The sequence below is a fragment of the Nonlabens sp. Asnod2-A12 genome (assembly GCF_045063745.1).
Classification (GTDB): domain Bacteria; phylum Bacteroidota; class Bacteroidia; order Flavobacteriales; family Flavobacteriaceae; genus Nonlabens; species Nonlabens xylanidelens.
Genome location: NZ_JBEFOB010000003.1, coordinates 673,511 through 700,234, shown reverse-complemented (window position 1 = coordinate 700,234; position 26,724 = coordinate 673,511). Strand labels below are relative to the sequence as shown.

Genomic DNA, 26,724 nt, shown 5'->3' with positions numbered 1-26,724 from the left:
TGTAAAAATAGGCAATCATAATTTATCTTTTTAACGTAAAGTGAGATGAGAAGGTAGTCCCATCTATTAAAGTTGCCTTAAACCAGTAATCACTAGATGGTAATGGCGTGCCGTTATAGTTTCCATCCCAGCCAGGACCTTGTGGAGATAGTTGTTTGAGTAATTTACCATAACGATCAAATATGTAAATCTCGCTATTAGGTTCAAAAACTACAGAAACACCTATTAACTGCCAGTAATCATGAAACCCATCATTATTAGGAGTAAAATATCTAGGGTAACCCACAATACTGAAATCTTGTGTAGTAGTTCCACAACCATTTCTATCTCTTACATAAGCAGTATAGAAACCTGGTGCAATGTTATCAAAGATAGGGCTGTCTTGAAAAGGTTCATCTAGACTTATGCGGTACTCGTAGTCTCCTAGACCGCTTGCATTAATAGTTGCACTTCCAGAATCATTAGTGCCAGCATTTACTACTTCTATACTGTTTATAGTTGCAGGTTCACTGATAATTACCGTAACTAATCGCTGTCTAGTACATCCATCAGAATTGCTTACCGTTACAGTATAATCACCTCCATTAGTTACAGATATAGACTCTGTAGTTTCTCCTGTGCTCCAAGAATAGGTGTAATCTGTAATAGAACCAGTTATAATACCACTATCTATAACTAATGCTTGTGGGTTATTACCACAATAATCATACAGCTCTGTAAGTTCAATCACGGGAAGTGGATTAACTATAAGTTCTACTTCACTTATTCCAAAACAGTTACCATCAGGAGATTCTGCTCTTGCATAAATGGTCTGGTTATTTGCTGTAGTATTTGTGTATGCAATAGGTAGAACATTTTGTTCTGTTAGAGCATCGTTGAGAGTGAGGTAATAGTTGAGTGTTACATCAGCTGGTGCATTAATAAGTACATTGCTACTCGCTGTAGTTAAATCAAATTCTGAAAAACCATCTTCTATACCGTCATCATCACAAGTGGAAAGTGTGGTGTCTTGAGCATCGCTAGCACTTACAGATAAGGTGACCATCGAGGTTGTGAAACAGCCTGTAATATCGTTAGTAACTCTGGCAACTATAGTTTGCATAGGTGTTAAGTTAGTGTAACTAGTGCTGTTTAAAGGATTCACGTCATTATCTGCATCATTTTGATTGATGAAATAAGTAACAGAAACTCCTGTTGCATTATCACTAATTGAATTGCTAAAACTCTCAAAACTAAAAATGGTTCTGCCATCTACGGTGCCGTCTTCATCACATTGAAAAGCAGTAAAGTCTAATGCGACAGGTTTAGGGTTAACTATTAATTCAAAGAATTGTGTAGTGTCGGCACAACTGTTAGATAATACATTTTCTACACGCACAAAGACCGTTTCATTAAAAGGAGTGTTGTTTCTATACGTATTAGGTAATGGGTTAGTGCCTAAATCTGCATCGTTTTGTGAAGTATGGTAAGAAACATTAAAATCACTTGAATTTTGAGTTCCTAGAATTAATGGTGTCTGATCACTAAGGTTAAAGTCTATGATTCCATCAAAATCATCATCGCATTCTTCTAATTCATTTACTGCATTAGAAATAGGTTGATCAAATATTTCTAGGTTAAAACTTAAAGTTTCATAACATGCAGCATTATTAGAATTATAGATTCTAGCGATTAGGCTTTGGTTAGCGATATTTGATTCATAAGGAGTAGTGATAGGGTTTAAGTTATCGTCTGCATTTCTTTGATTTGTGAAGTACCTTACTGTGTAAGTTATGTCACTTTGTGATCCTAAAATTTCTGGTGTTGCAGTGTTATCTAAATCAAAAGTAGCCATGCCATCTTGATCTATATCACAAGCAGCCTGATCTGATATTGGGTTTGCTACTGGAGATTCATAAATTTGAACGTTTTTACGATATATTCTGGTGCTACCTCCACTGGTAAGAGAAAGTACAACATTATAAATTCTAGCTGCTGCATATGTATGTGTTGGGTTTTCTTGAGTAGAAGTATTTCCATCTCCAAAATCCCATAAAACTGCATCTGGTGGTGTATCTGATTGAAATTCAAAGGTGGTACCATCTCCTAGACATAGATTTTCTACATCTATAAGAGCAAAGAAACTTTGAATAAAAGGTGGTAATCCTTGTGTTGATGCACGTCCAGAAAGTGGTATGGCATCATGTTGGTAATTACATCCTGTTCCTACTGTATTTGGGTTATTGATTACTCCTAAAAAAGGTCTACCGATATCATAAGAATCTGATATGGCTCTGTAGATTTTGCCATCTATTCCTAACTGTAAAGAACCACGATATCCCTGTCTTGTGTCTATAACGGTACCGAAAACAATAGGATTTACTAAGTTAGTGTTGGTAAGTTGGTACTGATATAGGGTAGAGGTATGGTTTGCAGCACCAGATCCTCCAGCATCGTTAGATGCGGTAACATACAAAAGGCTACCATCAGGAGAAAATTCTACTCCATATCCAGCTTGATTTGCACCGCTGAAGGATAGTCTACGTTCATTAGAAACAACACCAGAGCTTTGGTCATAATCATAGATAAATGTACCTGAATTCATATTACAAGAAACCATATATCTACCGTCTGGAGATATTTTTAAATTTCCTCTTCTTTCAGTGGTAGAAGTAGCTACAGTGGATATTACTGGAGTTAAATTAACACCGGCGGCACTTACAGTATAAGTGAAAAAGGAGTTATAGGCACCAAATCCAGATGCGTTTGCCATAGCTGTTACTAGAATTTCATCGTTAACGGAATGATTAATTGCCGTTAGTTTTTCTGCAGCCTGACCAATTAATTGTGGAGGGTTTGCAATATTTGTAACTACCTCTCCAAGACCTAGGTTTCCAGTCATGTCTACTTCATAATAATGTATCCCATCAGAACCACCGAAGGCTGGAACATCTACTGTGAAAATATAATAGATATTTGGGTCCTGTGGTTTTGGTATGATAATAGCGCTTTGTGTACTAGATGGATTACCTCTTAATCCCACACCGTTAACCATGATGTTGTGCGAACTATCGTATACAGTAGATCCGTCCGTATAGAAAAGAAGTTGGCCATTTTCGTCAGATATGCTGGCGCAACCTTCATTAGTAGATACTTGACCATTTGTCAAAGCGGTAACAGCACCGGTAGCAGGATCGAAGTTTATACCTGCATTAAAACCAAAATACCAATTTGAGGCTTCTAATTGAGCATTAACTAAACTAAAACTAAATAATATTACCAATATTGAAATGGCATGAAAGAATTTCTTTTTCTGCATAGTGCGAATTTAATGCACACATATCACAATTGAGACTCTTTTAACATTTCCTGATTTTAAGCAAATGAATAATAATGAAAACGTCGCTATAAAATTAATTATAGCGACGTTTTATAAGTAGATTATGTTAATTGTATTTTACAAATCTCTCCTTTTTAATAATGCGTAGGACATATAAATAAATAATGTACTCCATATGCATACAGATGCTACATCTATCCATTCTATGTCGTAGGTAAATTCAATGCCATCAAATGTTAATTGATTTAGTGAAGATTGAACTAGGTCTACTTTAGATCCTGGCTCTTTGATTAGATTTGACATAGCGTTAAGTGGTAAAATATGAATTAACCAATTGTAAATTTCAGTTCCATAGGTTTTATCGATTACAAAAGCTACTCCATTTAAAATTACTTCAAAAATCCACCATATTATGACAAATCCTATGGCAAAGGCGCTTCTTTTGACTAGAATACCAGCAAATAAACAGAAGCAAAAGAATACTAAATGCGCTAAGAAGAATGCCCCTAAATAGCCCATTTGTGAGAAAATTATAGAAGGCTCGTCAAAGTCAGAGTAAATTAAGCCTAATATTAATGAGGCAATAAATACAACAACAGTGGTTAACAAAGCCAGAACAAATGCTAAATAAAATTTGGAAAGAATCATTTCTTTTTTACTCATTCCATCTATTAAATTCTGCTTTATTGTTCTGTTACTGTATTCGTTGGCTGTTAAAGAGACAATTACTATTGCAATTAATATTTTTAAAAAACTTAAACAATAGGTTGAGATATGCCAAACCAAGGGGAAATTGAAAATGCCTAAATCTGCAATACTACCTTCAATCGGACCGAACCGGAAAGGGATTATACCAACTAGCATGGCTATCGAAATAATCAATAAATAAATAATGGTAAGTACTATACTGCTTTTACTATATCTGAATTTGTGAAATTCTATATCTAATAATCTTTTCATGGCGTGGATTAGTTTTTGTTAGTTAACTCGATGAATTGGTCTTCTAGGCTTTGTTTTCTATGCACTAATTTGCTTAGAATAATACCGCTCTCAAATGCTTCTTTATTGATTTGTGCATTATCAACTGGTTCATAAAGTTTTACTTCTAGGCCGTTATCATGTGTAGTGATGGTACCGGCATAAGGCTTGTTCTCAATAAAACTATGTAAAGCTTTTCTATCACTAGCATCTATAAATATAGAACCGTGATTTCTGTTCATTTCATCTACTGGTCCTGCATAAAGCATTTTACCTAATCTCAAAACAATAACATCGGTACATACTTTTTCAACTTCGTCAAGTAGGTGAGAGGCAAGTAATATAGTGGTACCGTTTGAAGCGATCTTTTGTATGATGTCTCTAATTTGTCTTATACCTTGTGGGTCTAGTCCATTAGTGGGTTCATCTAGAATTAATATCTCAGGATCATTAAGTAGCGCACTTGCGATTGCAAGACGTTGTTTCATCCCTAATGAATACGTACTGAATTTAGAATGGCTGCGATTTAAAAGATCTACTACAGCTAGCTTTTCTTCAATCTTAGATTTGTCTATATTTTTAATTTTGCAAACTAACTCTAGATTTTGAATAGCACTCATGCTAGGGTAGAAGTTAGGTCTCTCAATAATAGCACCTATTCTTTTGAGAGCGTCGTGATTTGATGTAGATCCCTCAAACCATTTATACTCACCGCTAGTGGGGTTTACCACATTGAGCACCATTCCTAGAGTTGTGGATTTACCACTACCGTTAGGTCCTAGTATTCCATAGACATGGCCTTTTTTAATTTTAAATGAAATATGGTCTACCGCTGTTAATGCGCCATATGTTTTGTGAAGTTGGTTAATTTCAAGGATGGTTTCCATGAATGAGGTTTTTTTGTTGTATTATGTGACTGCAAGAAACGAAAAATGTTACTGTAATTATGTCAGAAAAGATTCTCAATGATAAATTATTATCAAATAAGAAGCCTACATTTCCTATAGGTAGTTCATTATCAGACTATGTGAAGCGGTATAATCGAGCTACTAGTATACCTGTTTCGTATGATGATTTACTTAGGTTTGCTGGTTGTATAACGGTGTATGATAAGAATGATGAAGATACTTTGTGGGTGAGATGCTATTATTCTGACTCTGATAGAGAGCATATAGATAGACACCTTAAAAGAATTTATGATATTCTACATAGTGATGGACGTGATGAGACTCTAGATTACTTAAGTGTCGATGCGGTTGATTATTGCACCTTTGGAAATACAAAACCATTCCGTATCAAGGTGAGTAATATTCTTAATGATGCTTTTACTTATTTTTATGTAAAAAAAGCTGATGCCTCTCGCGTTTATGGGTTAGAGTTAGAACATTTACTCTCACCACACCGTATTAATTTTTTAGTTTACAAAGACACTCTCATAGAAGAGCATATAGCAGGTATACCAGGTGATGAATTTATTGCAGATTATATGGATGGTTGCGATCACCAGGAGCTTACTCAAATAGCAAAGGAGTTTGTAAAATTTAATGAACGTTGTTTGATACGCTTATTAGGTGATATGCGTTCTTACAACTATGTAGTTATTCCAACGCATGATTTTGATAGAGTAAGTTATGCTATACGTGCGATAGATTTTGACCAGCAATCTTATGAAGGTAAATTAAAAGTGTATCGACCACAGTTTTTTAAGGAAAACCTTCCTATGGTAACTAATGTTGCAGAGTGTTTAAAAAGCGCCAGTATAGAACAATATAAAAAAGAAGAACGCGCCTTGATCGCAAAGCGTTTAATTAATACACAAACCAGGTATAAACAACTTATCAAATGTATGAGAGCCGACTTTATATCGACGCCTGTAAAGTTTAAACAGCTTAAAAGAGAATTACATGAATTTACCGGTGATGTTAAATTTAAAACGGCAAGAAGTATGGGAGGTATTTTAAATACAGCTATGGAGTTTGTGAAGAGAAATTACCATGATCTAGACCATTAAATAAAAATATCTCTAACGACTTTAAGTACGTTAGAGACATTTTTTAATTTTTTAAGTATGGGTAAAAAAGTTTATTTCTTTTCTTCACGATTAAAGTAAACTAGATAGTAATACATCTGTTTTTCTTCGTCCCATCCTTTTTCAATAAACTTATCTGCACTATCAGGATTAGTAAAGTCCATTTTTATTTGAACATGAGTGTCTAGATTAATAACACTTTTTATTCCTTTACGAGCTGCACTTACTGCAGTGTTAGAGATAGGAAAACTAGACACATCTTCTATAGAGTGTTTTGCACCTTGATCTACTTTATAATTTTTAAATTCTGGAATTAGATCTGGGTTATCTAATGTTTCATTTAAAAAGGCAGATTCTTCAAAAGTGTCATTTTTTGCAAAATGATTTACTGCACGATTCATAAACATTACTTCTTCCTTCTTATCCTCTGCAGGTAAAACCACGTCTTTTGCAAAGTCTTGACAAAATTTCAAATATTTCTTAGTAAAGAAGTTTTCATCTTCAAAAACATCTACACCTAGGAAACTCTCTAGCCAGTATTTTGCATCATAACGGTTAGAATCTACAGAAAGGATTTTGTACCCTACTTCTTCTTCGACATTAAATATGATGGCACCTTTATCAAGTTTATTTAAGTTCACTCCTTGTTGTAAGATCATCTTTAAATCAGACTCTCCTTCTTCAAATTGTAAAAACTCTTGTTTTATCTCACTCTTAAAAATACCTATTGCATCAGTTTTATTGTTGTCCACCATTACATTATCAAAGTAACATATGTATATCTCACCACTTCTTATGTGTGGATGGTCTGACTGCTGGTATAAGTGTTTTGCCATCTTTTTACTATTTTCTAGTAAAGAAGCTGGTGTTGAGAATATCGCTTTCGCGTAAGCGTACATCTCATGAAACTCTAAGTCATCTTCATGTGTGAAACTATAATAAGCCTCTTCTTTAGAGCGGAAAGATTTTAAAAAATATTCCTTTAAAAGAGAATGCATCTCGTCATCTAGCGGTGTGGTGTTATCTGACGTAAGAAGATGTTCTCCTTTATTCTTATTACCTACACGATGTATGGCTAGGTTTTCAATTCTAGTGTTAAATAAATTAATCATAGGCTAGTATAGGTCGTTTTCGTCAAAGGAATGCTCATCATAGAACTCGTCATCACCATCATCTATATCACCACGATATTCTTCTTCTCCATCTTCATGAAAACGAGGGTCTGCTTCAAACTCTTTGTCAGGAGCGTTATCAGGTAATTCACCTACAGAAAATATTACCTGTGGATAGGCTGTTCCAGATACATTGCTAACAATATCTGCTAGTTCTACAGAGAACGTCCATAGACTTAAGAAGTCATAAATATAGATCATCCTAGTCTTAGTTTTACTCATGGCGTTTTCTAATAAAGTGTCGGCCATTTTCTTAACTGGTGCCATACCGCCACTCATATCAAATAGGCAATACTCTTCACCTTGATTCCATTCTTCATCACTAGCGTAGAAACTAGCCATTTCATCTCCTTCTAGTTGAAAGGACTGTACAATAACGTTGTGAAACTCTTCAAGTGTGCTGTTAGCATCAATTTCTATGTCTCTAAAACAGTCGTCATTTGCATCAAGAAGAACTCTTAATCTATAGATCATTTACTTCAATTTTTAAGGATGGCAAAGATATGAATTTTGAACCTGATCTATGTTATTATGATTAGTAGGAATTTCAGTATTTAACCTGTTAAATAACATGGGAAAATAAGTTCTATTATATTATGGATAAGTACATTTCTAAATGTTGTTAACTGATTTAAAAACATCTACTACTTTTTGCGCTTTTTCTACATCAGTATCTAGAATGTATAGTTCTACACTTTCTGCTGTGGTGCCAAAACCGGCTAGTCTACCAGATTCTTGATTGTTTTTTATAATAGAAGGTATGTTTTGTTCTTCTAGTAATTGTGCTAGTCTGTTAATTGTTATAGCACTTGCTGTGTATATTCTTACCTGTTCTGCCATGAGTATGTTGTTTAATGCTTTTATTTAAAACGTTAGATTGACAGATATAGTTCATGGAAAGCTCAAATATTTGATAAGAATTTCATAAAAAAAAACTCTCGTAATCTTGTTAAGGATTATGAGAGTTTTATTTCTATATAAATAATGGTTTACATTTTTTATTTATTTAAGAATGAAGAATACATCCATACTAGTTTTTCTTGTGAGCTTATGTAATCACTCATTAAGGCGCTAGTACCTTCGTCGTCAGCATCAGAAGAAAGGGAAAGTAATTCACGTTGAAGGATAATTATAGTTTGAAAAGAAGATAAAATGTCTTCTACAGCTACAATACCATCACTTACTTGTGCGCTTTCTTTAATTTGAGAAGCAGCTCTATAATCTGCATAATTGTGTTTAGGAGTGTGACCTAGGGTCAGGATTCTTTCAGCAACTTCATCTATTTTAAGAACAAGGTCATTGTATAATTCTTCAAATTTTACGTGTAGTTCAAAAAACTTTTCTCCTTTAATATTCCAGTGATAACCTCTGGTGTTTTGATAGAATATGGAGTAATTAGCTAGAAGTTCATTTAATTTTTCAGCTAGTTCTTTTGCTTTGTCGCTGTCGAGTCCTATTAAGTTGGTATTTTTCATGGTGTATAATTTTAATATTGTGTGGGTTCTTAATTATTTGATATAAAGTTAGTCTTTATCTATAGTAACTTATGTGACACATGTTACTTATTGTGCTGTTTATATTATGATTTTAGTGCGACCCTTAATCGCATCCATAAATAGAACTGTACGCCTAAGATTAAAGAGGCGATAACTAAATGAACTGCCTGAGAACCAAAAGGGAAATCTAGGTAATTCATAAAAACACCGCTTAAAATAGTAATAACAAATAAACTTGCCAGTAAATAGTATGGAGTTTTAGGATGTTGAAAATTCTGTATCATCTGGTAGAAAAACCAAATGTGTGCGATTACTAATAAAATAGAGTAACTTCTATGTATAATAAAAACTAACGGTCCATTTTCTAACCATGTAGAGCTTAATGGATAGCCTAGTAAATCTACTTGATGGTCTATAAACTGTCTAACCTGTGTCCCCATGGCTACTTGTACGAGAGTTAGAATAATAAGTAAAGCAGCAAATTGAGCCATTTTCTTATTAGATTTAAAACGGTAATCAATAGGTTTTACCTCATGTAATAGATAAATCAATAATCCTACAATAAGTAACGCTACTATCATATGAAAGGTGATCAATGCTGGAGATAAATGAGTGTCTACAACTATTTTACCTATGACAGCCTGCACCACCATGGATATTACAGCCACAAAGCTTAAAATAGTTATCCATGGTCTCTTCTTTAAATAACGCAATGAAAATATAAACATGATCAAAACTACCAGACCACCTAGTGCGCCTACCAGTCGGTTAACATACTCCGTCCAGGTGTGGTAAACATTAAAAAGAGCATAGTCATGTTTAGTATAAGGCTCCCAATTTTTTTCAGAAAAGGTTTTTGTAGAGAAAAAATCATCTTTGGCTACACGCAGTTCTTCGTCTACTATAATCACCATTCCTTCTTTGTACGGTGTTTCTGGTGAGAACTCTATTTGAGATTGCTCTGTCGGTGGTATTAAATAACCAAAACACTTAGGCCAGTCTGGACACCCCATGCCGCTACCAGTCATGCGCACCACAGCGCCAGCGATAACTATAAGATAAATAAGTAAGATGCTGAGAGATAGCCACTGACGGTATCTTTTTTCTGAGAAGAAATTTTGAATAGTTTTATTCATTGCAATCGTTTCTTTTGTAACCTTTTTAATTAATGTAACCTATCACCACGTACTTCTAGATCGCTTATAAAGCTAGCTTCATAATCTAACCAGTAGTTCCAGCGTACCATGACGTCATCTTCAGGAAAATGCATTTTTGCAAGTTCTAAAAAGAGTTTGTAATGAGAGGCTTCGGCAACCATAAATTTATAATAGAACTCTTGTAAATCTGTATCATCTAGATTTTGCCACAATGTTTTAAAACGCTCACAACTGCGAGCTTCTATCATGGCACAAATAAGTAGTTGATCTAGAAAATACCCTTCACGGCTTTGGCCTTTTTTCTTTCCTTTGACCAGTTTTTTTACATATTCATCCTGTCTTTGTAAACCTAGTTCCAGACCTCGTTCTTTTAACTTTGCAATAACCATTCTAAAATGGCCCCATTCTTCAGTAACTACAGGTGATAAGAGTTCTACAATACCTTCACGTTCAGAATATTGTTGTATTAACGATATAATATTACTTGTTGCCTTTTGTTCACAAAAAGCATGGTCGGTAAGAATGTGTTGTAGGCTTATGGTAGAAATATCTGCCCATCGTGGATCAGTGGGTAATTTAAGACCTAGTGTAAATTTCTTTTCGGCTTTCATTTTCATACTACAAAGGTCGTGAACCCTGTGGATTTATAACAAGATTTGTTAACTTTTCATTCTATTAAATTATATGCACTAGGTAAACTGTTATCTCTACTTAAATACCGTTAAATAAGTTGCTCCTATAAAAATAAAAAGGGTACATTTAAGTGCTTAATATAAAATATACTATCATGACCACCAGAGAAGTAGCAAACCAACTAGTAGCATACTGCCGTAATAATGAAGAGCATAAAGCTTATGAAGAGTTGTACAGTCCAGAAATAACCAGTGTAGAAATGTCAGAGCCTATGAAAGAAGTAAAAGGTTTTGATGGTTTACAGAAAAAAGGGCAGTGGTGGAAAGAAAATTTTGAAGTACATGGCAATAAGGTGTCAGATCCTGTAGTTGCAGACGGTCATTTTGCTGTTACCTTTTGGATGGATACGACGCACAAACCTAGCGGTCATCGTTCTCAAATGAATGAAATAGGAGTGTATCAGGTAAAAAACGGTAAAATATGGAGAGAGCAATTTTTTTATGATACAGAAGAATAAAATTAATTCTATCGCTTTAAATTATCTTGTTTTTTTGATGGAGAACTCGCTTTCGCGAAAGCGGAAACAACATCATAACCAGTACCGTAAAACAGTCTCTGTAGTAGCAATAAAATTCTGCGACTAAAAAACTATCTTTGCAGCCCTTAAATCATAACAGAATATGCCCGTAGAGACAGCTACAAAATCAGTCGCTTTTTACACATTAGGTTGTAAACTTAATTTTAGTGAGACCAGTACCATTGCACGTTCTTTTGAACAAGAAGGTTTTGGTAGAGTAGACTTCGAAGAAAAAGCAGACATCTATGTGGTGAATACCTGCAGTGTTACAGAAAATGCAGATAAACGTTTTAAATCTGTGGTTAAAAAAGCGCAGAAGATAAATGAAGATGCTTTTGTTATAGCAGTAGGTTGTTATGCGCAATTAAAACCAGAAGAACTGGCCGCTGTAGATGGCGTAGATCTTGTTCTAGGTGCTACAGAAAAATTTAAAATTACCGATTATCTCAATCAGCTATCTAAGGAAGAACCAGCACAAGTACATTCTTGTGAAATAGATGAGGCAGATTTTTACGTAGGATCTTACTCTATAGGTGATAGAACTAGGGCTTTTCTAAAAGTGCAGGACGGTTGTGATTATAAATGTACATACTGCACCATACCGCTAGCTCGTGGAATCTCGCGTAGTGATACTTTACAAAATGTAATGGATAATGCAAGACAGATAAGCGAGCAAGGAATTAAAGAAATAGTCCTTACAGGTGTTAATATAGGTGATTATGGAAAAGGCGAGCATGGTAATAAACGTCATGAGCATACTTTTCTAGATCTAGTTCATGCACTGGATACAGTAAAAGGAATAGAGCGTTTACGTATTTCTTCTATAGAACCTAACTTATTGAAGAATGAGACTATAGAATTTGTCTCAGGAGCAAATGCCTTTGTGCCTCATTTCCATATACCATTACAGGTAGGGAATAATGAGTTGTTAGGTAAGATGAAGCGTCGCTATAATCGAGAGTTATATACAGATCGTGTCAGTAAGATTAAAGAAGTGATGCCAGACTGTTGTATAGGTGTAGATGTGATAGTAGGATTTCCAGGAGAGACAGACGACCATTTTCTAGATACTTATAATTATTTAAGTGAACTAGATCTCTCATATCTACATGTGTTCACGTACTCAGAAAGAGAAAACACACCAGCCGCTACTATGGAAGGTGCTGTACCTATTAATGTACGTAAAAAAAGATCTAAAATGCTACGTGGTCTGTCTGTAAAGAAACGCCGTTCTTTTTATGAAAGTCAGTTAGGGAAGACTAAAACAGTATTATGGGAAGCAGAGAATAAAGAGGGCTTTATTCATGGATTTACAGAGAATTATGTAAAAGTAAAAACTTACTGGAATCCAGAATTTGTAAACCAATTGCAGGATGTGAAACTATTATCCATAGAAGAAGATGGAATAGTACGCATAGAGGCAGTAGATTAAACTTTAAAATACCTTACTTCACATAAAAATAAATTAAACTTGCAAGCGTTATTCATTTGCAGTTATTGAAAAACCATTGATGCGTCACTTGTTTCTTGTTATTTTGTTATGTTCCGCTTTCGCGAAAGCGCAAATAGGAGGAAAATCTACATACCAGTTCTTAAACTTGGTATCTGGAACAAAGCAAGCAGCTCTAGGTGGTAGGGTACTTACTGCTGTAGATTATGATCCTACGTCGGGAATCCTGAATCCGGCAACTATTAATCCTAAAATGGATAATCAGTTACAGGTCAATTATGTCAATTATTTAGGAGATGTAAATTATGGTACTGCTAGTTATGCTTATACCTGGGATAGACACGTGCAAACCTTTCATGCCGGTGTTACTTACCTAAATTACGGGAAATTTGATGGTTTTGACGAGCAAGGTAACTCTACCGGAGAATTCGGTGGTAGTGAGGTGGCCGTCTCTATGGGTTATGCTTATAATATACCGTGGTCTGACTTTTATGTAGGGGCTAACTTGAAATTCATTTCTTCAAAATTAGATATCTACACATCCTTTGGTGGAGCGGTAGATATAGGTTTCTTATATTATAATGAAGATAAGGCTATACGTGCAGCGGTAGTTGTACGTAATCTAGGGACACAATTTACACCTTATAATGAGATTTATGAAGATCTTCCTTTGGAGATATCGGCTGGTTTTTCTAATAACATGAAGTACCTTCCTTTAAGACTGCACGTCACTCTAGAAAATTTACAACAATGGAATATAGCCTTTGTTAATGAGGCAAACGCGCAAACAGATCTAGATGGTAATGTGACAGATGAGAAACCTGGATTTATTAACAATGCTTTGAGACATACCGTATTAGGATTAGAGATTTTTCCAGAACAAGTTTTTGAAGTACGTTTAGGATACAGTTTTAGAAGAGCCGAAGAATTGCGCATAGAGAACACGAGAGCTTTTTCTGGTGTGAGTGCTGGTTTTTCTTTAAAAATGAATAATTTAAGATTTAGTTACACGCATGCTAGGTATACACTAGCGTCACATACGAGCCTTTTTGGGGTTAATATAAATTTGCAATAAATGAGTAAGAAAATTACAATCGCTATAGATGGACATTCTAGTACTGGTAAAAGTACAGCAGCAAAACAACTTGCTGTAAAATTGCAATATGTCTATGTAGATACTGGTGCGATGTATAGAGCGGTTTCTTTTTACGCTTTACGCGAAAACTTGCTCGTAAAAGGTTCTTTAGATATTGAAAAGCTAGTTGAATCTTTACCAGATATTCATATCAGTTTTAAATACAATAAAGACACAGATCGTGCAGATGTGTATTTAAATGGTGAGAATATAGAAAAGCAAATACGCACGCTGGAAGTAAGTGGTATAGTAAGTAAAGTAGCAGAAATATCTGAAGTGCGTGCAAAGCTGGTAGAACAACAAAAAGCAATGGGTGAGGAGAAAGGTATCGTTATGGATGGTCGTGACATAGGAAGTGTTGTTTTTCCAGATGCAGAGCTTAAAGTTTTTATGACGGCAGCACCAGAAGTACGTGCACAACGACGTTATGCAGAGTTGCTAGAAAGAGGTGATGACGTCTCCCTAGAAGAAGTGCTAGAAAATGTAATAGGAAGAGATCATATAGATTCTACAAGAGAAGATAGTCCGCTTATACAGTTGCCAGAAGCAAAATTATTAGATACTTCAAAAATGACGAGAGAAGAACAATTTGAATTGTTAGTCTCTTGGGCTGAGATTGCTGTTGAAAAAGCTTAGTTCTTTTTCTATAATCGCATCAAGCCATTTTAATTGCTCCTTTGGTGTTGCCTTTTTTGTCTCTAGGTTAACCTATTTCCCCTTGGTTAGAAAGTTGATATTTTTAAAACTTTAATTGATTAGAATTCTTGAGCTTAAATTTTTTATCTTTATTATGTCCAGGTGGGAAATTTGGGCTTTTAATACCGAATGGGCCTGAACCATTTTTCTTATAATAATATTCATCAGGATTATCAGAGTATCGTCCTGCGCATAATAAATTGAATGTTGTAAATTTTCGATCTACTTTACATACTGAAATATCTATCCATACGGGAACTTTGTTTTTTCTACATAATATATCGACAACTTCGTTCTCATTAAGGTTGAAAAATCTTTTATCATTATCCTCTGGATAAAAATCAAACTGTTCCATAGCAGTATCATCATTTGAATAATTCAAAATAATATCATATCTAAAATCTGATTTTAATTTATCCTTTACAAAGCTTTTTGCAAAACGATATGAAACAAAACTAGCTCCAAGCAATAGATATAAAAATTCTGGTTTTTTCATGATTACTTCTTAATTACACTCTCATAAATCTCCACCCATTGTTTCGGTGTCATTTTACGACACAACTCTGCAATAAGATCTAGTGGGATATCATCTACCTTCTTAAAGCGGATGCAACTTTTACCCATATCCAGTTTGTACTTAGAATGTTTGGGATATTCTTCTTTAAACCATTCCATCAATTCTGGATTTGCATAAATACCAGAATGATATAAAGCGATAAAGTTTTTTTGAGAAGCGATATTTATAAATGGTAATGGCGTCCATTCTTTACCTACGTGGTAACCTGCTTCATAAACTTCTTTAGGAACATAATAGCCCAGCATACCATAAAGCATTCCTTCTTCAAATCCTGCAGGTAAATTATTAAGAACCACTTCACGTAAATCACTTATAGGTTTTTTGCGCTCCTCCGGTAATTGGATTATGTATTCTTGCGGTGTGGTTGCTGTTGAGGTCATGTGTTATCTTAAGTTGAGGTATTAAAGGTACTCCATCTATAAATAACCTCGCAGATAATGATCATACTTCTGGCTTTTAAGTCAATCATTTTAGTCACCTGCGAGGTTTTATTTAAATAATCTTAATCCTTGATTCCAATCAGGATCAACAAACGTTTGATTTTATTTAAATAGTATTAAATCTTTGATTAAAACTATACGAATAGAATAGAAACTACTAGTGATAATTAGTAAAAGGGGTTTTTGAGTGTTTAAAACACCGTATGCGATGAGTGAGTTTGTTATGAGTTCCGCTTTCGCGAAAGCGGAATTTTCAAATTATCTTTTTAATGTAAAATGCCCAGAAAGAGTCTTACCGTCTAATAATGTGATTTGATGCCAATAATCACTAGAAACTAATTCTTGCGAGTTGAATAATCCGTCCCATAAAAATGGAGCGCGATCTATTTTCTTAATTAATTTCCCATATCTGTCAAATATAGAGACGGTTGCTATCTTAGAAGTAGGATCTTCAATTAACCAATTATCATGAAAGCCATCTTGATTAGGTGTGAAATATTTGGGGATTATCAGTTCTAAATTGGCTGTTGTAAATGATGTAATATTACAATTTATGGCATTTCCTATATTGTTATATGGAATTATGGTAACATAAAGTGTTGTATTATCTGGGTAACTCTGTGGGTGATTATAGGTTACGTCATTTCCATTATCAAAATTGTCTACGATTTCATTACCACCTATTGTTGTTCCTATAGAAATAAAATAGCCCGTAGAATTAGGTGAGAAATTCCAACTAATCGGCATGTTTATAGGAATATTTTCAGCATCATCTGCAGGTGAGATAATTGATGTACAGTTAGGTGCTGTTGGAATAATCTCTGTAGTGAAATTAGTTTCATTACAGCCAGTTGCGTTTCCTACCGCATTATAGGGTGTAATCGTTACGAAATAATCCGTGCCTTCTAGAAAATCCACTGGCGGATTATAAAACGTAGAATTACCATTATCAAAATTATTTAATATATCCGTAGCACCAGGTGTTGTTCCTATAGATAGTAAATAGCCAGTTGCAGTTGCTTCTGTATTCCAATCTATGTTAGTGTCTAAGGCTACATCAATATCATTGTCTGCAGGTGAGATAATAGAATTACAATTAGGTGCTGAAGTAATAATTTCCGTAGTAAAACTAGTTTCCGTACAGCCAGTTGCGTTTCCAACGGTATTATAAGGAGTTATTGTAACATAATAAGTTGTGTCTTCTAGAAAATCCATTGGCGGATTATAAGACGTAGAATTACCATTATCAAAATTATTTAATATATCTGTAGTGCCAGGTGTTGTTCCTATAGATAGTAAATAGCCAGTGGCAATAGCTTCTGCATTCCAATCTATGTTAGTGTCTAAGGTTACATCAATATCATTATCTGTAGGTGAGATAAGCGTTGCACAATTAGGGATTGCCTCAGCAGTTGTAAATGAAAATCCGTTAATGCAGCCACTCTCGCCAGAAATACTATTAAAAGCTTGTATCTCTACTAAAATTAATGTGTTAGCAGGGAGATCTGACATTAAGCTTAAAAAAGTCGCATTATTAATTGTTCCAGAAAAAATATTTGATGCTCCAGGTAAGCCTGTACCTATAAAAATTAAATAACTATCAGCATTAAAAGCAGGGAACCATGTAATTGTTTCATCCAGTGATATGTTAATTTGGTTATTTAATATAGATACAGGATGTGGACAACCGACAGGTAAAGTTTCAGTTGTGAAACTAGTTTCTGCACAGCCAGTTGCGTTTCCAGCGGTGTTATAAGGAGTTATTGTAACATAATAAGTTGTGTCTTCTAGAAAATCCATTGGCGGATTATAAGAAGTAGAATTACCATTATCAAAATTATTTAATATATCTGTAGCGCCAGTTGTTGTTCCTATGGAAAGTAAATAACCAGTGGCAGTAGCTTCTGTATTCCAATCTATGTTAGTGTCTATGGTTACATCAATGTCGTTATCTGCAGGAGAAATAATAGAAGTACAATTAGGTACAAAGCTGTTAATTATAAGAGTGATTTCATTTCTTTCTAAAACTAGCTGTTGTCCATTATTAGGGCTCACCACTATATCGCTACTTACCTCGCAGTGGTAGATACCTGCATCAGTTGATTGTAAGTTGGTAATAATATATGTATCGTTGTCTGGAGCACCTGCGATGCTGTTACCATCTTTAAACCAGTCATAATGATTTTGAGCTCCTGAAGCTGTAGTCGTCATTGTAACGTTACCTCCAGTGTTTGCATTAATAATATCTATAGTGTTAATTTTTTCTTGAGGTTCATTAGAATAAAATGGACTTACTGAAATATTATCTCTGTAGTAAATGTGCTCATTTTCAAAATCCCCAAATTGAAAACTGTTATTACTGAAAATATAATAGCTTAAACTAGGCAAGCCGGTAAGGTTAGGTAGTGTGCCAGAAAAATTATTGTTACCTATATCTACTATACTTAGATTGGGATAAGTATTAAAAGAATTTAAAATAGCGGGATCACTTAATAAATTTCCACCCATAGCAAAATAAGTCAGTGTTGTTGTGGAAGGAGGAGGTGTTAATGATGTTAATTGATTTGTAGAAAGGTTGATACTACGCATCAACGGATTGTTGGAAAAATCCATATTTATCAAATTGTTTCTTCGTATCCAACACCTGTTTAGAACTAGATTTTGTGATAAATCAACGGTAGTTAATTGGTTGCTTTCAAAACCTATATATTCGAGTAAAGGAGCTTGGGTAAAATCAATGTTTGTTATGTCACAGTTGTCAGCACTAAATTTTTCTAAGACAGGTTTAGATCCCATTCCGACTGAAGTGATTGGGTTAGCTCCTATATTAATGTCTTCTAGTGCTAGGTTAGAAAATAAATCTATTGTAGAAAGTTGATTGCCATTAATGAGTACTCTTACTAATGCTGTATTTAAAGATAGGTCTAAGGAGTTAAGAGTGCAATTAGCAGCTCTTAATAATTCTAACTGTATATTTAGTGAGATATCAAGTGCTGTAAGTGCGTTATTTGATAACGTTAAATCTGTAAGAGCAAGGTTATTTGAAAAATCTAGACTGGTAAAAAGATTATTGGATAAGTCTAAGTCTGTCAAGCTACTCAATATAGGTAAATTTAATGTGCTTAATTGATTTTGAGATAGATTAAGAATTTCCAGATCTGCTACTCCAGAATTAAAACTAGTGAATTGATTTTCTTCAATATTTAATTCAATAAGGTTGTTGTGAGTTGAAAGGTCTATCCCAGTCAGTTGATTATTAGCGGCATTTACTTCGATAATACTGTTAGGTAAAAGTAATGATGTGATTAAATTGTTAGAAACATTCAAATCTTCTAGAGAGCTAAGATTTGTTAAATCTAATGTAGTTATCATGTTACCTGTGCATCTTAACGTTCTGAGGGAAGTAAAGTCTTGTATACCAGATAAATCTGTGATGTTTCCTGTAGGTATATTTAGAACAGTTATAGTGTTTATGTTTGCAGTAGTGACCTGTCCATCTAGTATGTTATCATAACCACTATTGATTAACTCTTGCTCAAAAAGTATATCTGGTATTATCGTATTTTGGCTGTAGCTAACTGTAAGGAACGTAGATATAAATAGTAGGATAAAGGCTTGTCGCATGTTATAATAGTTGAAGATTCAAGAATAATGAAGTTTTTGTAGTTCTTTTCTGATTGAAAGATAATTGAGATACCTTTATGAGTTCCGCTTTCGCGAAAGCGGAATTTAAAAAAAAAAAGCTTTTATTTTTTATTTTTAGATAGCATGATTTTGATTATAGATATTTTGCTAAGGGTTAATACAATAATGAAAAAAATAACTACTATAAGAACCCAAATAGGCTGGTCGGACTTATAACCTGTGGTAAGACGCTGCACCACATAGTAAATAAGTCCAGCATTCATACCTATCATGCCCAGCGGCATAAGAATGTAAACGAATATAAAAGCGGTGTATTCCATGCCGTTTATTCCTATAGGTATATAAAAAGCATAAGCAATACCTATAATTACGTAGCCTAGTAAGAACAATGACATGAGTAAGCCGGCTAACATCAGTACTACACTAGCTATCGATCTTGAGTCTAGGTCATTAGTTTCTTGATTATAAGAAACTGGGTGTATTTCTCCATTTTGATAAGGTTCTCCAGAGCTTATGTTTAATTCTCTAGTTATAACGTCTCCTTGATCGGTAGTAAACTGTACGGTAGGTGCGTACATGGTTGTAGTGTTCCCATCACTGTCTTCACTTTCATATGTTCTTACATCAATTACTGTTGCTTCATACCTGTGATGTACCACGTTACCATATAGTCCAGATAATGTTAAGCTTAAAAATGTAAAAGAAAGTGCGCACATACACAGGTAGACTAATGTGACATAACCCACCATTATGCATCCAGGCTTTTCATCAGGATCTTTATCGCTTGCCATGCGCTGCGCAATGCGGTATGCTATGTAACATGCAACTAATAATAAAGTGATATAAATAGCTAGTCTCATGGTGTAAAAATAGAAGGTGGCAAGTTATAAAAAGGATTAAAAGGTAACGTAGTTGTAATAGGGTAAAACAAGTTGCTTTAAAAACTAGATTTTCATAGACTTAAGTATTGTTAATGATTAAAAAAGGATGTACTTTTGCAAACCCAAATCGAGAATAAGGAAACCGGTTGGGAATCAAATATTTATATAACTCTTCTTTAAAAGGTTCTATAAGTTTCCGCTACTTTTTTAGAATACAAATTTTAATCAGCAACCTATTATGGCTGAAAATCAAACAAACAAAGAGTGGGACGCTTCACAAGATGGTGTAGCAGACGCTCAAACTGAGAAAAAAACTCCAGTAATTACTTCTCCACAACAAGAAGATCCTACTGCATTTCTAGACTCTTTTGACTGGGAACGTTATAGTGAAGGAATCGAAAAAGTTGATGAGGAGCAATTAAAGGCTTTTGAAAAATTAGTATCTGACAACTTTGTTGACACTATCGATACTGATGTAATTGAAGGTGTAGTTATCAAGATTACTGATCGTGATGCTATCATTGATATTAACGCAAAGTCTGAAGGTGCTATTTCTCTTAACGAATTCCGTTACAACCAGAACCTTAAAGAAGGTGATAAGGTTGAGGTTCTTGTAGATGTACGTGAAGATGCGACTGGACAATTGATCCTTTCTCACCGTAAAGCACGTCTTATCAAGGCTTGGGAACGCGTTAACAATGCACATGACACTGGCGAAATCGTAAACGGTTACGTTAAATGTCGTACTAAAGGTGGTATGATCGTAGATGTATTCGGTATCGAAGCATTCTTACCAGGTTCACAAATTGATGTGAAGCCTATCCGTGATTATGACCAGTACGTAGATAAAACAATGGAATTTAAAGTTGTGAAAATCAACCACGAATTCAAAAACGTTGTAGTATCTCACAAAGCGCTTATCGAAGCAGATATCGAAGAGCAGAAGAAAGAGATTATCTCTCGTCTAGAAAAAGGACAGGTACTTGAAGGTGTTGTTAAAAACATTACTTCTTACGGTGTATTTGTTGATCTAGGTGGTGTTGATGGACTTGTTCACATTACTGACCTTTCTTGGTCACGTATCAACCACCCTAATGAGGTTGTAGAACTAGATCAGACACTTAACGTGGTAATCCTTGACTTTGACGAAGATAAATCTCGTATCCAATTAGGTCTTAAGCAATTAGAAGCTCACCCATGGGAAGCTCTTTCTGACAAGATCAAAACTGGAGATAAAGTAAAAGGTAAAGTAGTTGTTATTGCTGATTACGGTGCATTTGTAGAAGTAGAAGAAGGAGTTGAAGGACTTGTTCACGTTTCTGAAATGTCATGGTCTACGCACTTAAGAAGTGCTGGTGACTTCGTAAAAGTAGGTGATATCATCGATGCTGAGGTTCTTACTATTGATAGAGAAGATCGTAAGATGTCTCTAGGTATGAAGCAACTTCACCCAGATCCATGGACTGACATTACTACTAAGTATCCTGTAGGTTCTAAGCACTCTGGTACAGTAAGAAACTTTACTAACTTCGGTGTATTTGTAGAACTTGAAGAAGGTGTTGATGGATTAATTTACATCTCTGACCTTTCTTGGACTAAGAAAGTGAAGCACCCATCTGAATTCTGTGCAGTAGGAGATACACTAGAGGTAGTGGTTCTTGAACTAGACGTAGAAGGACGTAAATTATCTCTAGGTCATAAGCAAACTATGCCTAACCCATGGGATAAGTACGAAGGTGAATTCGGTGTAGGAACAACTCACGATATTGAAATTACTGAAACTGTAGACAAAGGTGCTGTAGTTAACTTTAATGAAGATATCTCTGTGTTTATTCCAACACGTCACTTAGAAAAAGAAGATGGTTCTAAATTGAAGAAAGGTGAGAAGGCGCAAATCCAGATCATTGAATTCAACAAAGAATTTAAGCGTGTAGTAGGTTCTCACATGATTCTTCATAAAGAAGAAGAAGCTAAGAATGTACAACAAGCAGCTGCTAAGTCTGCTGAAGAGTCTAAGCCTACATTAGGTGATGCAAACTCTAAGTTACAAGCACTTAAAGATAGAATGGAAGGTAAGAACTAGTAATAGTTTTTAAATTCTAAACTTTAAAACCCTTATCAGTTTTCTGATAAGGGTTTTTTTATTTCTTTTTTTTATTCGATTATAAAGATGCTGGTTGTGTGATAGTGCACAATTAAAATATAAATGTGGTCACGTATTTGATAGTTGGCCTTACAGATACGAAGTTTTTTAACCAGATTTATGCTTTTGTTTTGTGGTTAATAGGAGGCATTTTTATGTAAACTTCCTTTTTTATTTCAATAAATAAAATACAGACTTTAAGGACAGTTCAAAATACTTATCTTTGCTAGTATGGGCAGTAATTTTACTGCTATAATTTTGAAATTAAATTGGTTTCATGAGTCAAAAATTACTTCTCGACGCCGCAGCTCTGGATATTATACTTCACAGATTAGCTTGCCAATTAATTGAAAATCACGACACATTTGAAAATACGGCCCTTGTAGGTTTACAGCCTAGAGGTAGTTTTTTACTGAATAGACTTGCTGAGATTTTAAAAACCAACTATAAGATTAAAAACTTAAAAACTGGTTTGTTAGATATTACTTTCTATAGAGATGACTTCAGAAGAAATGATGAGCCATTAAAAGCAAATTCTACAGAGATTAATTTTTTAGTAGAAAATAAGCGTGTAGTAATTGTGGATGATGTATTATATACTGGTAGAAGTATACGCGCAGCACTTACAGCTTTGCAATCTTTTGGTAGGCCAGATACTATAGAGTTGTTAACTCTTATCGATAGAAGATTTTCTAGACATTTACCTATACAGCCAGATTATAATGGCAGACAGGTAGATGCAATAAATAATCAAAAAGTAAAAGTGCTCTGGAAAGAGAATGGAGGAGAAGATGCTGTTTACCTTTTAAAAAATGAAGACTAATGAGTGAGTTGAGTGTTGATAATGTTTTAGGGATTAAATACCTTACCGTTGAGGATATCAATTTAATTCACAAAACTGCAGATCAGTTTAAGGAAGTCATCAACAGACCTATTAAAAAGGTTCCTTCTTTAAGAGATATTACCATAGCAAATCTCTTTTTTGAAAACTCTACAAGAACAAAACTGTCTTTTGAACTTGCTGAAAAAAGATTAAGTGCAGATGTGATTAACTTCAGTGCGGCACAAAGTTCAGTTAAGAAAGGAGAGACCTTAGTTGATACAGTAAATAATATTCTAGCTATGAAGGTAGATCTAGTCGTGATGAGGCATCCTCATCCTGGTGCTGGAGTCTTTCTTTCTAAGCATGTAGACGCTAGAATAGTAAATGCAGGAGATGGCGCTCATGAGCATCCTACTCAAGCGTTACTGGATAGTTATTCCATAAAAGAAAAATTAGGTAGTCTTAAAGGTAAGAAAGTAGTTATAGTGGGAGATATTTTACACAGTCGTGTAGCGTTATCAAACATTTACTGTCTTAAGAAACTAGGAGCCGAGGTTATGGTTTGTGGTCCTGCGACTCTTTTACCTAAACATATTGAATCTCTAGGAGTGAAAGTGGAGCTTAATCTCAAAAAAGCTCTAGAATGGTGTGATGTAGCAAATATGCTACGCGTTCAAAACGAGCGTATGGATATTTCTTATTTCCCAAGTGTTAGAGAATATGTACAGCAATATGGTGTAAATCGAGAATTGTTAGACAGTCTTAAAAAAGATATCGTAATCATGCATCCTGGACCTATTAATAGAGGTGTAGAAATTACAAGTGACGTCGCAGACTCTGATCAAGCTATTATTTTGAATCAGGTAGAAAATGGTGTCGCTATTAGAATGGCAGTTTTATATTTAGTAGCTGCAAAAATTAGAAGAAATGATTAGTGAAGAACACGATAAGTATATAGTACTAAAAGATGAGCGAGATGATATTAAAGATTTCGCTTCATTTTTAAACCGAATAAATGACCAATTTACTGGTAAGAATGTAGTCGTTGATCTACTACAGTATGATAAAGCATCTTTAATGGATTTAATTTCCTTTTTAGAATTGAGTAATAGTCACAGGGCTTCTAAGCAATCTTTTGTAATGGTAAATACTGCCATTTCTATAGATGAGATTCCAGAAGAGTTAATGATTGTGCCTACTATTCAAGAAGCACAAGATGTGATAGAGATGGAAGAGATTGAACGCGATCTAGGCTTTTAGATCTATTTGCCATGACGCTGCAGCGGTACCTTCTATTTGCTCTAAAACGCTATTTATAGCATTAAAACACACAATTTGAAATTAACAATACTTGGTTGTCACAGCGCAACACCTCGAGATAACGCACGTCCTACGGCTCAAATTCTAGAGATGAAAGGTCATTTATTTCTCATAGATTGTGGAGAAGGTACGCAAATGGCGTTGCGTAAAAATCGTATTAAGTTTGCTCGTATCAAGCATATTTTTATTTCACATTTACATGGCGATCATGTATATGGATTGATAGGTTTAATTTCTACATTTTGTTTATTAAGTCGTGATTCTGAGTTAACTATTTATGGTCCTAAAGGGATTAAAGAGTTGATTTTAATCCAATTAAAGTTAGCAAAAGTTTATACAGCTTTTGATTTACGCTTTCGCGAAAGCGTAGAAAACATCCCACAACTTCTACTAGAAGATGATTCTCTAACGGTAACAACTATACCACTGGAGCATCGTGTATTTACACACGGTTTCTTATTTCAAGAAAAGCCAGGTGACAGGCGTCTGGATATAGTCGCTTGTGAAGAATATGGAGTAGATCAGGCCTATTATCGTAAGGTAAAACAAGGTTATGATGTTACTTTAGATAACGGCGAGCTGATTGCAAATGAAGAGTTGACTATGGATGGTGATAAGCCTAAAAGTTATGCATTTTGTAGTGATACGGTTTACAAAGAAGATATCGTACCGCAGATTACAGGTGTTACAGCTTTGTATCATGAAAGCACCTTTTTAAAAGCGCACGAAGATCTTTGCGATAGAACAAAGCATAGTACTGCAGAGCAGGCTGCAACTATTGCTTTAAAAGCGCAGGTAGGAACTCTTATTTTAGGACATTACTCATCACGTTATGGTGATTATGAGCTCTTCAGGTCAGAGGCCAGAGAAGTCTTTGAGAACAGTGAGCTAGCGATGGATGGAAAGGTGTTTGAGTTTTAGTAAAATTATTTACTGTAAACAACAAAAGCCCAATCGCAAGATTGGGCTTTTGTTTGTTTAATATATTCTAAGAAAAATTAAATCTTCTTCATTTGCTGCTTCATCATTTTAATTTGATCGGCTAGCATTCCTTGTTTATCTAGTTTCTTTGCTTCACTAAGTAGGGCAGTAGCTTCACGTTTGCGACGCTTCATCATAGAGATACCTGCTAGGTTTAATTTGGCAACCGCAAGATCTTGATCCATGTTAAGACCTAATGTGATAGCTTTTTTAAAGTATTTTTCGGCTTTGGTCATGTTTTCTTGAGAAATCATAAGACCGTGTAAATAGTTATAATAACCTTGTTGCTTTTGTACTAGAGCTGCTTCTGGATCTGTTATTTTATCTAACCATTTTTTTGCACCTGGAAAATCTTGCTTTCTTAAACGATTAAATGCAAGTAAAATCATTTCGTTTTTAAAGTAAAGAAATATGAAGATTCCTGAAAATAAGATTAAGAAAATTCCTGTAAGAATCTCGTTTCTAGTAAATTGATATATGGCATATGCTACAATAATAGCAGTGATAACCAGTTTGATGTTTTTGTTAAACATTATAGGTGTGTTTTGAAGTTTGCAAAGATAAGGATTTAAGGAGTTTTTGTTTTCAGGAAAGGGTAGTGTTTTATTCTGTAAATGGATATAACCTTTAAAAGTAAAGTGATTAAAGTCTTTTGTCGGTTACTGTAAATTCAAATATAAATTACCGTTTTTGAAGAGTAGAAGTAATATTATGTTTTAAACTATATACAATAGGATTGGATAGACAGAATAGTAAACTATAGTAAAGAGTCTTAAATATAATAGTCTAGACAAGGAATAGATACAAAGCTGTTGCTAGATAAGAACTGAAATGTTAGTTTTAAAATTTTATTACTTAGCTATTAGATAGGTATTGATCTTATCATTATCTTTAAAGCTGAAAATGAAACTGATTAGGAATTAGTAGAAAAATATTTTCAAAAAAAGTGAATTTCCTGTTGTAAGTAAAATAAGAGTTGTTATATTTGCAGCCGATTAAAATCTAAGGTTTAAAGCCTTTTTATTATATAGATACAGATTTCAAGCTATGGCACAGAAAAGAACATACCAACCAAGTAAAAGGAAAAGAAGAAACAAGCACGGTTTCAGAGAGCGCATGGCTTCTGCAAACGGTCGTAAAGTTCTTGCTCGTCGCCGAGCTAAAGGACGTAAAAAATTATCTGTTTCTACTGAAAGAAGACACAAAAGATAATATGATTTATCTTTAATTATACTTTAGGCGTTAATTCATTAGAATTGACGCCTTTTTTTG

The 26,724-nt window shown here is 34.5% G+C and carries 25 protein-coding genes; 11 read left to right on the top strand and 14 right to left on the bottom strand.

Features of this window, described 5'->3' with window-relative positions; translation table 11 throughout:
- Nucleotides 1-22: 22 nt before the first annotated feature.
- The 3 genes from ACJJVJ_RS03305 to ACJJVJ_RS03295 form a co-directional block, all read right to left on the bottom strand.
- The gene (locus tag ACJJVJ_RS03305) at nt 23-3,298 is read right to left on the bottom strand and encodes a T9SS type B sorting domain-containing protein (protein WP_405368962.1); all 3,276 of its coding nucleotides are present in this window, start codon (nt 3,296-3,298) and stop codon (nt 23-25) included.
- Nucleotides 3,299-3,436: 138 nt separating this feature from the next.
- Complete coding sequence (locus tag ACJJVJ_RS03300; protein WP_405368961.1) at nt 3,437-4,279, bottom strand: ABC transporter permease; 843 nt, start codon at nt 4,277-4,279, stop codon at nt 3,437-3,439.
- A gap of 8 nt (nt 4,280-4,287) precedes the next feature.
- Nucleotides 4,288-5,184: an ABC transporter ATP-binding protein gene (locus tag ACJJVJ_RS03295; RefSeq protein WP_405368959.1), complete on the bottom strand. Its 897-nt coding sequence runs from the start codon at nt 5,182-5,184 to the stop codon at nt 4,288-4,290.
- A gap of 59 nt (nt 5,185-5,243) precedes the next feature.
- Between ACJJVJ_RS03295 and ACJJVJ_RS03290 the strand changes: the two genes are divergently transcribed.
- On the top strand, nt 5,244-6,308 hold the full coding sequence (locus ACJJVJ_RS03290) for a hypothetical protein (RefSeq protein ID WP_104515164.1): 1,065 nt from the start codon (nt 5,244-5,246) through the stop codon (nt 6,306-6,308).
- 71 nt (nt 6,309-6,379) lie between these two features.
- On the opposite strand, the gene ACJJVJ_RS03285 is transcribed toward ACJJVJ_RS03290, so the two are convergent.
- The 6 genes from ACJJVJ_RS03285 to ACJJVJ_RS03260 form a co-directional block, all read right to left on the bottom strand.
- The gene (locus ACJJVJ_RS03285; protein WP_104515163.1) at nt 6,380-7,438 is read right to left on the bottom strand and encodes a nucleoid-associated protein; all 1,059 of its coding nucleotides are present in this window, start codon (nt 7,436-7,438) and stop codon (nt 6,380-6,382) included.
- 3 nt (nt 7,439-7,441) lie between these two features.
- Complete coding sequence (locus ACJJVJ_RS03280; protein WP_104515162.1) at nt 7,442-7,972, bottom strand: IS1096 element passenger TnpR family protein; 531 nt, start codon at nt 7,970-7,972, stop codon at nt 7,442-7,444.
- A gap of 138 nt (nt 7,973-8,110) precedes the next feature.
- Nucleotides 8,111-8,338, bottom strand: coding sequence for a putative signal transducing protein (locus tag ACJJVJ_RS03275; RefSeq protein WP_104515161.1), 228 nt, complete (start codon nt 8,336-8,338; stop codon nt 8,111-8,113).
- Nucleotides 8,339-8,496: 158 nt separating this feature from the next.
- Nucleotides 8,497-8,973: a Dps family protein gene (locus tag ACJJVJ_RS03270; RefSeq protein WP_104515160.1), complete on the bottom strand. Its 477-nt coding sequence runs from the start codon at nt 8,971-8,973 to the stop codon at nt 8,497-8,499.
- A 104-nt stretch (nt 8,974-9,077) separates the two neighbouring features.
- Nucleotides 9,078-10,130 (bottom strand): COX15/CtaA family protein, encoded by a 1,053-nt coding sequence (locus ACJJVJ_RS03265; protein WP_405368956.1) that lies wholly within the window; start codon nt 10,128-10,130, stop codon nt 9,078-9,080.
- A 29-nt stretch (nt 10,131-10,159) separates the two neighbouring features.
- Entirely contained in the window at nt 10,160-10,768 is a 609-nt protein-coding gene (locus tag ACJJVJ_RS03260; RefSeq protein WP_104515158.1) for a tRNA-(ms[2]io[6]A)-hydroxylase, read from the bottom strand.
- Nucleotides 10,769-10,938: 170 nt separating this feature from the next.
- Between ACJJVJ_RS03260 and ACJJVJ_RS03255 the strand changes: the two genes are divergently transcribed.
- The 4 genes from ACJJVJ_RS03255 (at nt 10,939) to cmk (ending at nt 14,582) form a co-directional block, all read left to right on the top strand.
- Complete coding sequence (locus tag ACJJVJ_RS03255) at nt 10,939-11,301, top strand: nuclear transport factor 2 family protein (protein WP_104515157.1); 363 nt, start codon at nt 10,939-10,941, stop codon at nt 11,299-11,301.
- 163 nt (nt 11,302-11,464) lie between these two features.
- A complete protein-coding gene (gene mtaB, locus ACJJVJ_RS03250; RefSeq protein WP_405368953.1) occupies nt 11,465-12,793 on the top strand; it encodes a tRNA (N(6)-L-threonylcarbamoyladenosine(37)-C(2))-methylthiotransferase MtaB in 1,329 nt (442 codons plus the stop codon).
- A 79-nt stretch (nt 12,794-12,872) separates the two neighbouring features.
- Entirely contained in the window at nt 12,873-13,886 is a 1,014-nt protein-coding gene (porQ, locus tag ACJJVJ_RS03245; RefSeq protein WP_104515155.1) for a type IX secretion system protein PorQ, read from the top strand.
- Nucleotides 13,887-14,582, top strand: a complete 696-nt coding sequence (gene cmk / locus ACJJVJ_RS03240; RefSeq protein WP_405368951.1) for a (d)CMP kinase — start codon at nt 13,887-13,889, stop codon at nt 14,580-14,582.
- Between the two features lie 103 nt (nt 14,583-14,685).
- On the opposite strand, the gene ACJJVJ_RS03235 is transcribed toward cmk, so the two are convergent.
- The 4 genes from ACJJVJ_RS03235 to ACJJVJ_RS03220 all read right to left on the bottom strand — a co-directional run bounded on the left by ACJJVJ_RS03235 (nt 14,686) and on the right by ACJJVJ_RS03220 (nt 20,164).
- Nucleotides 14,686-15,138, bottom strand: a complete 453-nt coding sequence (locus ACJJVJ_RS03235; protein ID WP_405368950.1) for a hypothetical protein — start codon at nt 15,136-15,138, stop codon at nt 14,686-14,688.
- Between the two features lie 2 nt (nt 15,139-15,140).
- Complete coding sequence (locus ACJJVJ_RS03230) at nt 15,141-15,599, bottom strand: DUF1801 domain-containing protein (RefSeq protein ID WP_405368949.1); 459 nt, start codon at nt 15,597-15,599, stop codon at nt 15,141-15,143.
- Nucleotides 15,600-15,917: 318 nt separating this feature from the next.
- Nucleotides 15,918-19,283 carry a T9SS type B sorting domain-containing protein gene (locus tag ACJJVJ_RS03225; protein WP_405368947.1) on the bottom strand — a complete coding sequence of 1,122 codons (3,366 nt, stop codon included), beginning with the start codon at nt 19,281-19,283 and terminating at the stop codon, nt 15,918-15,920.
- A 122-nt stretch (nt 19,284-19,405) separates the two neighbouring features.
- Nucleotides 19,406-20,164: a DUF3592 domain-containing protein gene (locus ACJJVJ_RS03220; protein WP_405368945.1), complete on the bottom strand. Its 759-nt coding sequence runs from the start codon at nt 20,162-20,164 to the stop codon at nt 19,406-19,408.
- Between the two features lie 259 nt (nt 20,165-20,423).
- On the opposite strand from ACJJVJ_RS03220, the gene rpsA reads away from it, so the two are divergent.
- The 5 genes from rpsA (at nt 20,424) to ACJJVJ_RS03195 (ending at nt 25,392) form a co-directional block, all read left to right on the top strand.
- Nucleotides 20,424-22,268 (top strand): 30S ribosomal protein S1, encoded by a 1,845-nt coding sequence (gene rpsA, locus ACJJVJ_RS03215; protein ID WP_405368943.1) that lies wholly within the window; start codon nt 20,424-20,426, stop codon nt 22,266-22,268.
- A gap of 337 nt (nt 22,269-22,605) precedes the next feature.
- The gene (gene pyrR / locus ACJJVJ_RS03210) at nt 22,606-23,151 is read left to right on the top strand and encodes a bifunctional pyr operon transcriptional regulator/uracil phosphoribosyltransferase PyrR (protein ID WP_104515148.1); all 546 of its coding nucleotides are present in this window, start codon (nt 22,606-22,608) and stop codon (nt 23,149-23,151) included.
- Nucleotides 23,151-24,086, top strand: coding sequence for an aspartate carbamoyltransferase catalytic subunit (locus tag ACJJVJ_RS03205; protein ID WP_405368941.1), 936 nt, complete (start codon nt 23,151-23,153; stop codon nt 24,084-24,086). Before pyrR ends, ACJJVJ_RS03205 begins: the two co-directional genes overlap by 1 nt.
- Entirely contained in the window at nt 24,079-24,411 is a 333-nt protein-coding gene (locus ACJJVJ_RS03200; protein WP_405368939.1) for a ribonuclease Z, read from the top strand. The genes ACJJVJ_RS03205 and ACJJVJ_RS03200 overlap by 8 nt, the downstream gene beginning before the upstream one ends.
- A gap of 75 nt (nt 24,412-24,486) precedes the next feature.
- Nucleotides 24,487-25,392: a ribonuclease Z gene (locus ACJJVJ_RS03195; protein ID WP_405368937.1), complete on the top strand. Its 906-nt coding sequence runs from the start codon at nt 24,487-24,489 to the stop codon at nt 25,390-25,392.
- Between the two features lie 77 nt (nt 25,393-25,469).
- On the opposite strand, the gene ACJJVJ_RS03190 is transcribed toward ACJJVJ_RS03195, so the two are convergent.
- Nucleotides 25,470-25,985, bottom strand: coding sequence for a DUF2892 domain-containing protein (locus ACJJVJ_RS03190; protein WP_405368936.1), 516 nt, complete (start codon nt 25,983-25,985; stop codon nt 25,470-25,472).
- 514 nt (nt 25,986-26,499) lie between these two features.
- Between ACJJVJ_RS03190 and rpmH the strand changes: the two genes are divergently transcribed.
- Complete coding sequence (rpmH, locus tag ACJJVJ_RS03185; protein WP_082438615.1) at nt 26,500-26,664, top strand: 50S ribosomal protein L34; 165 nt, start codon at nt 26,500-26,502, stop codon at nt 26,662-26,664.
- The last annotated feature ends 60 nt before the right edge of the window (nt 26,665-26,724 follow it).

What these genes read in the sequence shown, in the direction of transcription:
- ACJJVJ_RS03305 (WP_405368962.1), bottom strand. Translation starts at nt 3,298, where the DNA reads ATGCAGAAAAAGAAATTCTTTCATGCCATTTCAATATTGGTAATATTA.
- ACJJVJ_RS03300 (WP_405368961.1), bottom strand. Translation starts at nt 4,279, where the DNA reads ATGAAAAGATTATTAGATATAGAATTTCACAAATTCAGATATAGTAAA.
- ACJJVJ_RS03295 (WP_405368959.1), bottom strand. Translation starts at nt 5,184, where the DNA reads ATGGAAACCATCCTTGAAATTAACCAACTTCACAAAACATATGGCGCA.
- ACJJVJ_RS03290 (WP_104515164.1), top strand. Translation starts at nt 5,244, where the DNA reads ATGTCAGAAAAGATTCTCAATGATAAATTATTATCAAATAAGAAGCCT.
- ACJJVJ_RS03285 (WP_104515163.1), bottom strand. Translation starts at nt 7,438, where the DNA reads ATGATTAATTTATTTAACACTAGAATTGAAAACCTAGCCATACATCGT.
- ACJJVJ_RS03280 (WP_104515162.1), bottom strand. Translation starts at nt 7,972, where the DNA reads ATGATCTATAGATTAAGAGTTCTTCTTGATGCAAATGACGACTGTTTT.
- ACJJVJ_RS03275 (WP_104515161.1), bottom strand. Translation starts at nt 8,338, where the DNA reads ATGGCAGAACAGGTAAGAATATACACAGCAAGTGCTATAACAATTAAC.
- ACJJVJ_RS03270 (WP_104515160.1), bottom strand. Translation starts at nt 8,973, where the DNA reads ATGAAAAATACCAACTTAATAGGACTCGACAGCGACAAAGCAAAAGAA.
- ACJJVJ_RS03265 (WP_405368956.1), bottom strand. Translation starts at nt 10,130, where the DNA reads ATGAATAAAACTATTCAAAATTTCTTCTCAGAAAAAAGATACCGTCAG.
- ACJJVJ_RS03260 (WP_104515158.1), bottom strand. Translation starts at nt 10,768, where the DNA reads ATGAAAATGAAAGCCGAAAAGAAATTTACACTAGGTCTTAAATTACCC.
- ACJJVJ_RS03255 (WP_104515157.1), top strand. Translation starts at nt 10,939, where the DNA reads ATGACCACCAGAGAAGTAGCAAACCAACTAGTAGCATACTGCCGTAAT.
- mtaB (WP_405368953.1), top strand. Translation starts at nt 11,465, where the DNA reads ATGCCCGTAGAGACAGCTACAAAATCAGTCGCTTTTTACACATTAGGT.
- porQ (WP_104515155.1), top strand. Translation starts at nt 12,873, where the DNA reads ATGCGTCACTTGTTTCTTGTTATTTTGTTATGTTCCGCTTTCGCGAAA.
- cmk (WP_405368951.1), top strand. Translation starts at nt 13,887, where the DNA reads ATGAGTAAGAAAATTACAATCGCTATAGATGGACATTCTAGTACTGGT.
- ACJJVJ_RS03235 (WP_405368950.1), bottom strand. Translation starts at nt 15,138, where the DNA reads ATGAAAAAACCAGAATTTTTATATCTATTGCTTGGAGCTAGTTTTGTT.
- ACJJVJ_RS03230 (WP_405368949.1), bottom strand. Translation starts at nt 15,599, where the DNA reads ATGACCTCAACAGCAACCACACCGCAAGAATACATAATCCAATTACCG.
- ACJJVJ_RS03225 (WP_405368947.1), bottom strand. Translation starts at nt 19,283, where the DNA reads ATGCGACAAGCCTTTATCCTACTATTTATATCTACGTTCCTTACAGTT.
- ACJJVJ_RS03220 (WP_405368945.1), bottom strand. Translation starts at nt 20,164, where the DNA reads ATGAGACTAGCTATTTATATCACTTTATTATTAGTTGCATGTTACATA.
- rpsA (WP_405368943.1), top strand. Translation starts at nt 20,424, where the DNA reads ATGGCTGAAAATCAAACAAACAAAGAGTGGGACGCTTCACAAGATGGT.
- pyrR (WP_104515148.1), top strand. Translation starts at nt 22,606, where the DNA reads ATGAGTCAAAAATTACTTCTCGACGCCGCAGCTCTGGATATTATACTT.
- ACJJVJ_RS03205 (WP_405368941.1), top strand. Translation starts at nt 23,151, where the DNA reads ATGAGTGAGTTGAGTGTTGATAATGTTTTAGGGATTAAATACCTTACC.
- ACJJVJ_RS03200 (WP_405368939.1), top strand. Translation starts at nt 24,079, where the DNA reads ATGATTAGTGAAGAACACGATAAGTATATAGTACTAAAAGATGAGCGA.
- ACJJVJ_RS03190 (WP_405368936.1), bottom strand. Translation starts at nt 25,985, where the DNA reads ATGTTTAACAAAAACATCAAACTGGTTATCACTGCTATTATTGTAGCA.
- rpmH (WP_082438615.1), top strand. Translation starts at nt 26,500, where the DNA reads ATGGCACAGAAAAGAACATACCAACCAAGTAAAAGGAAAAGAAGAAAC.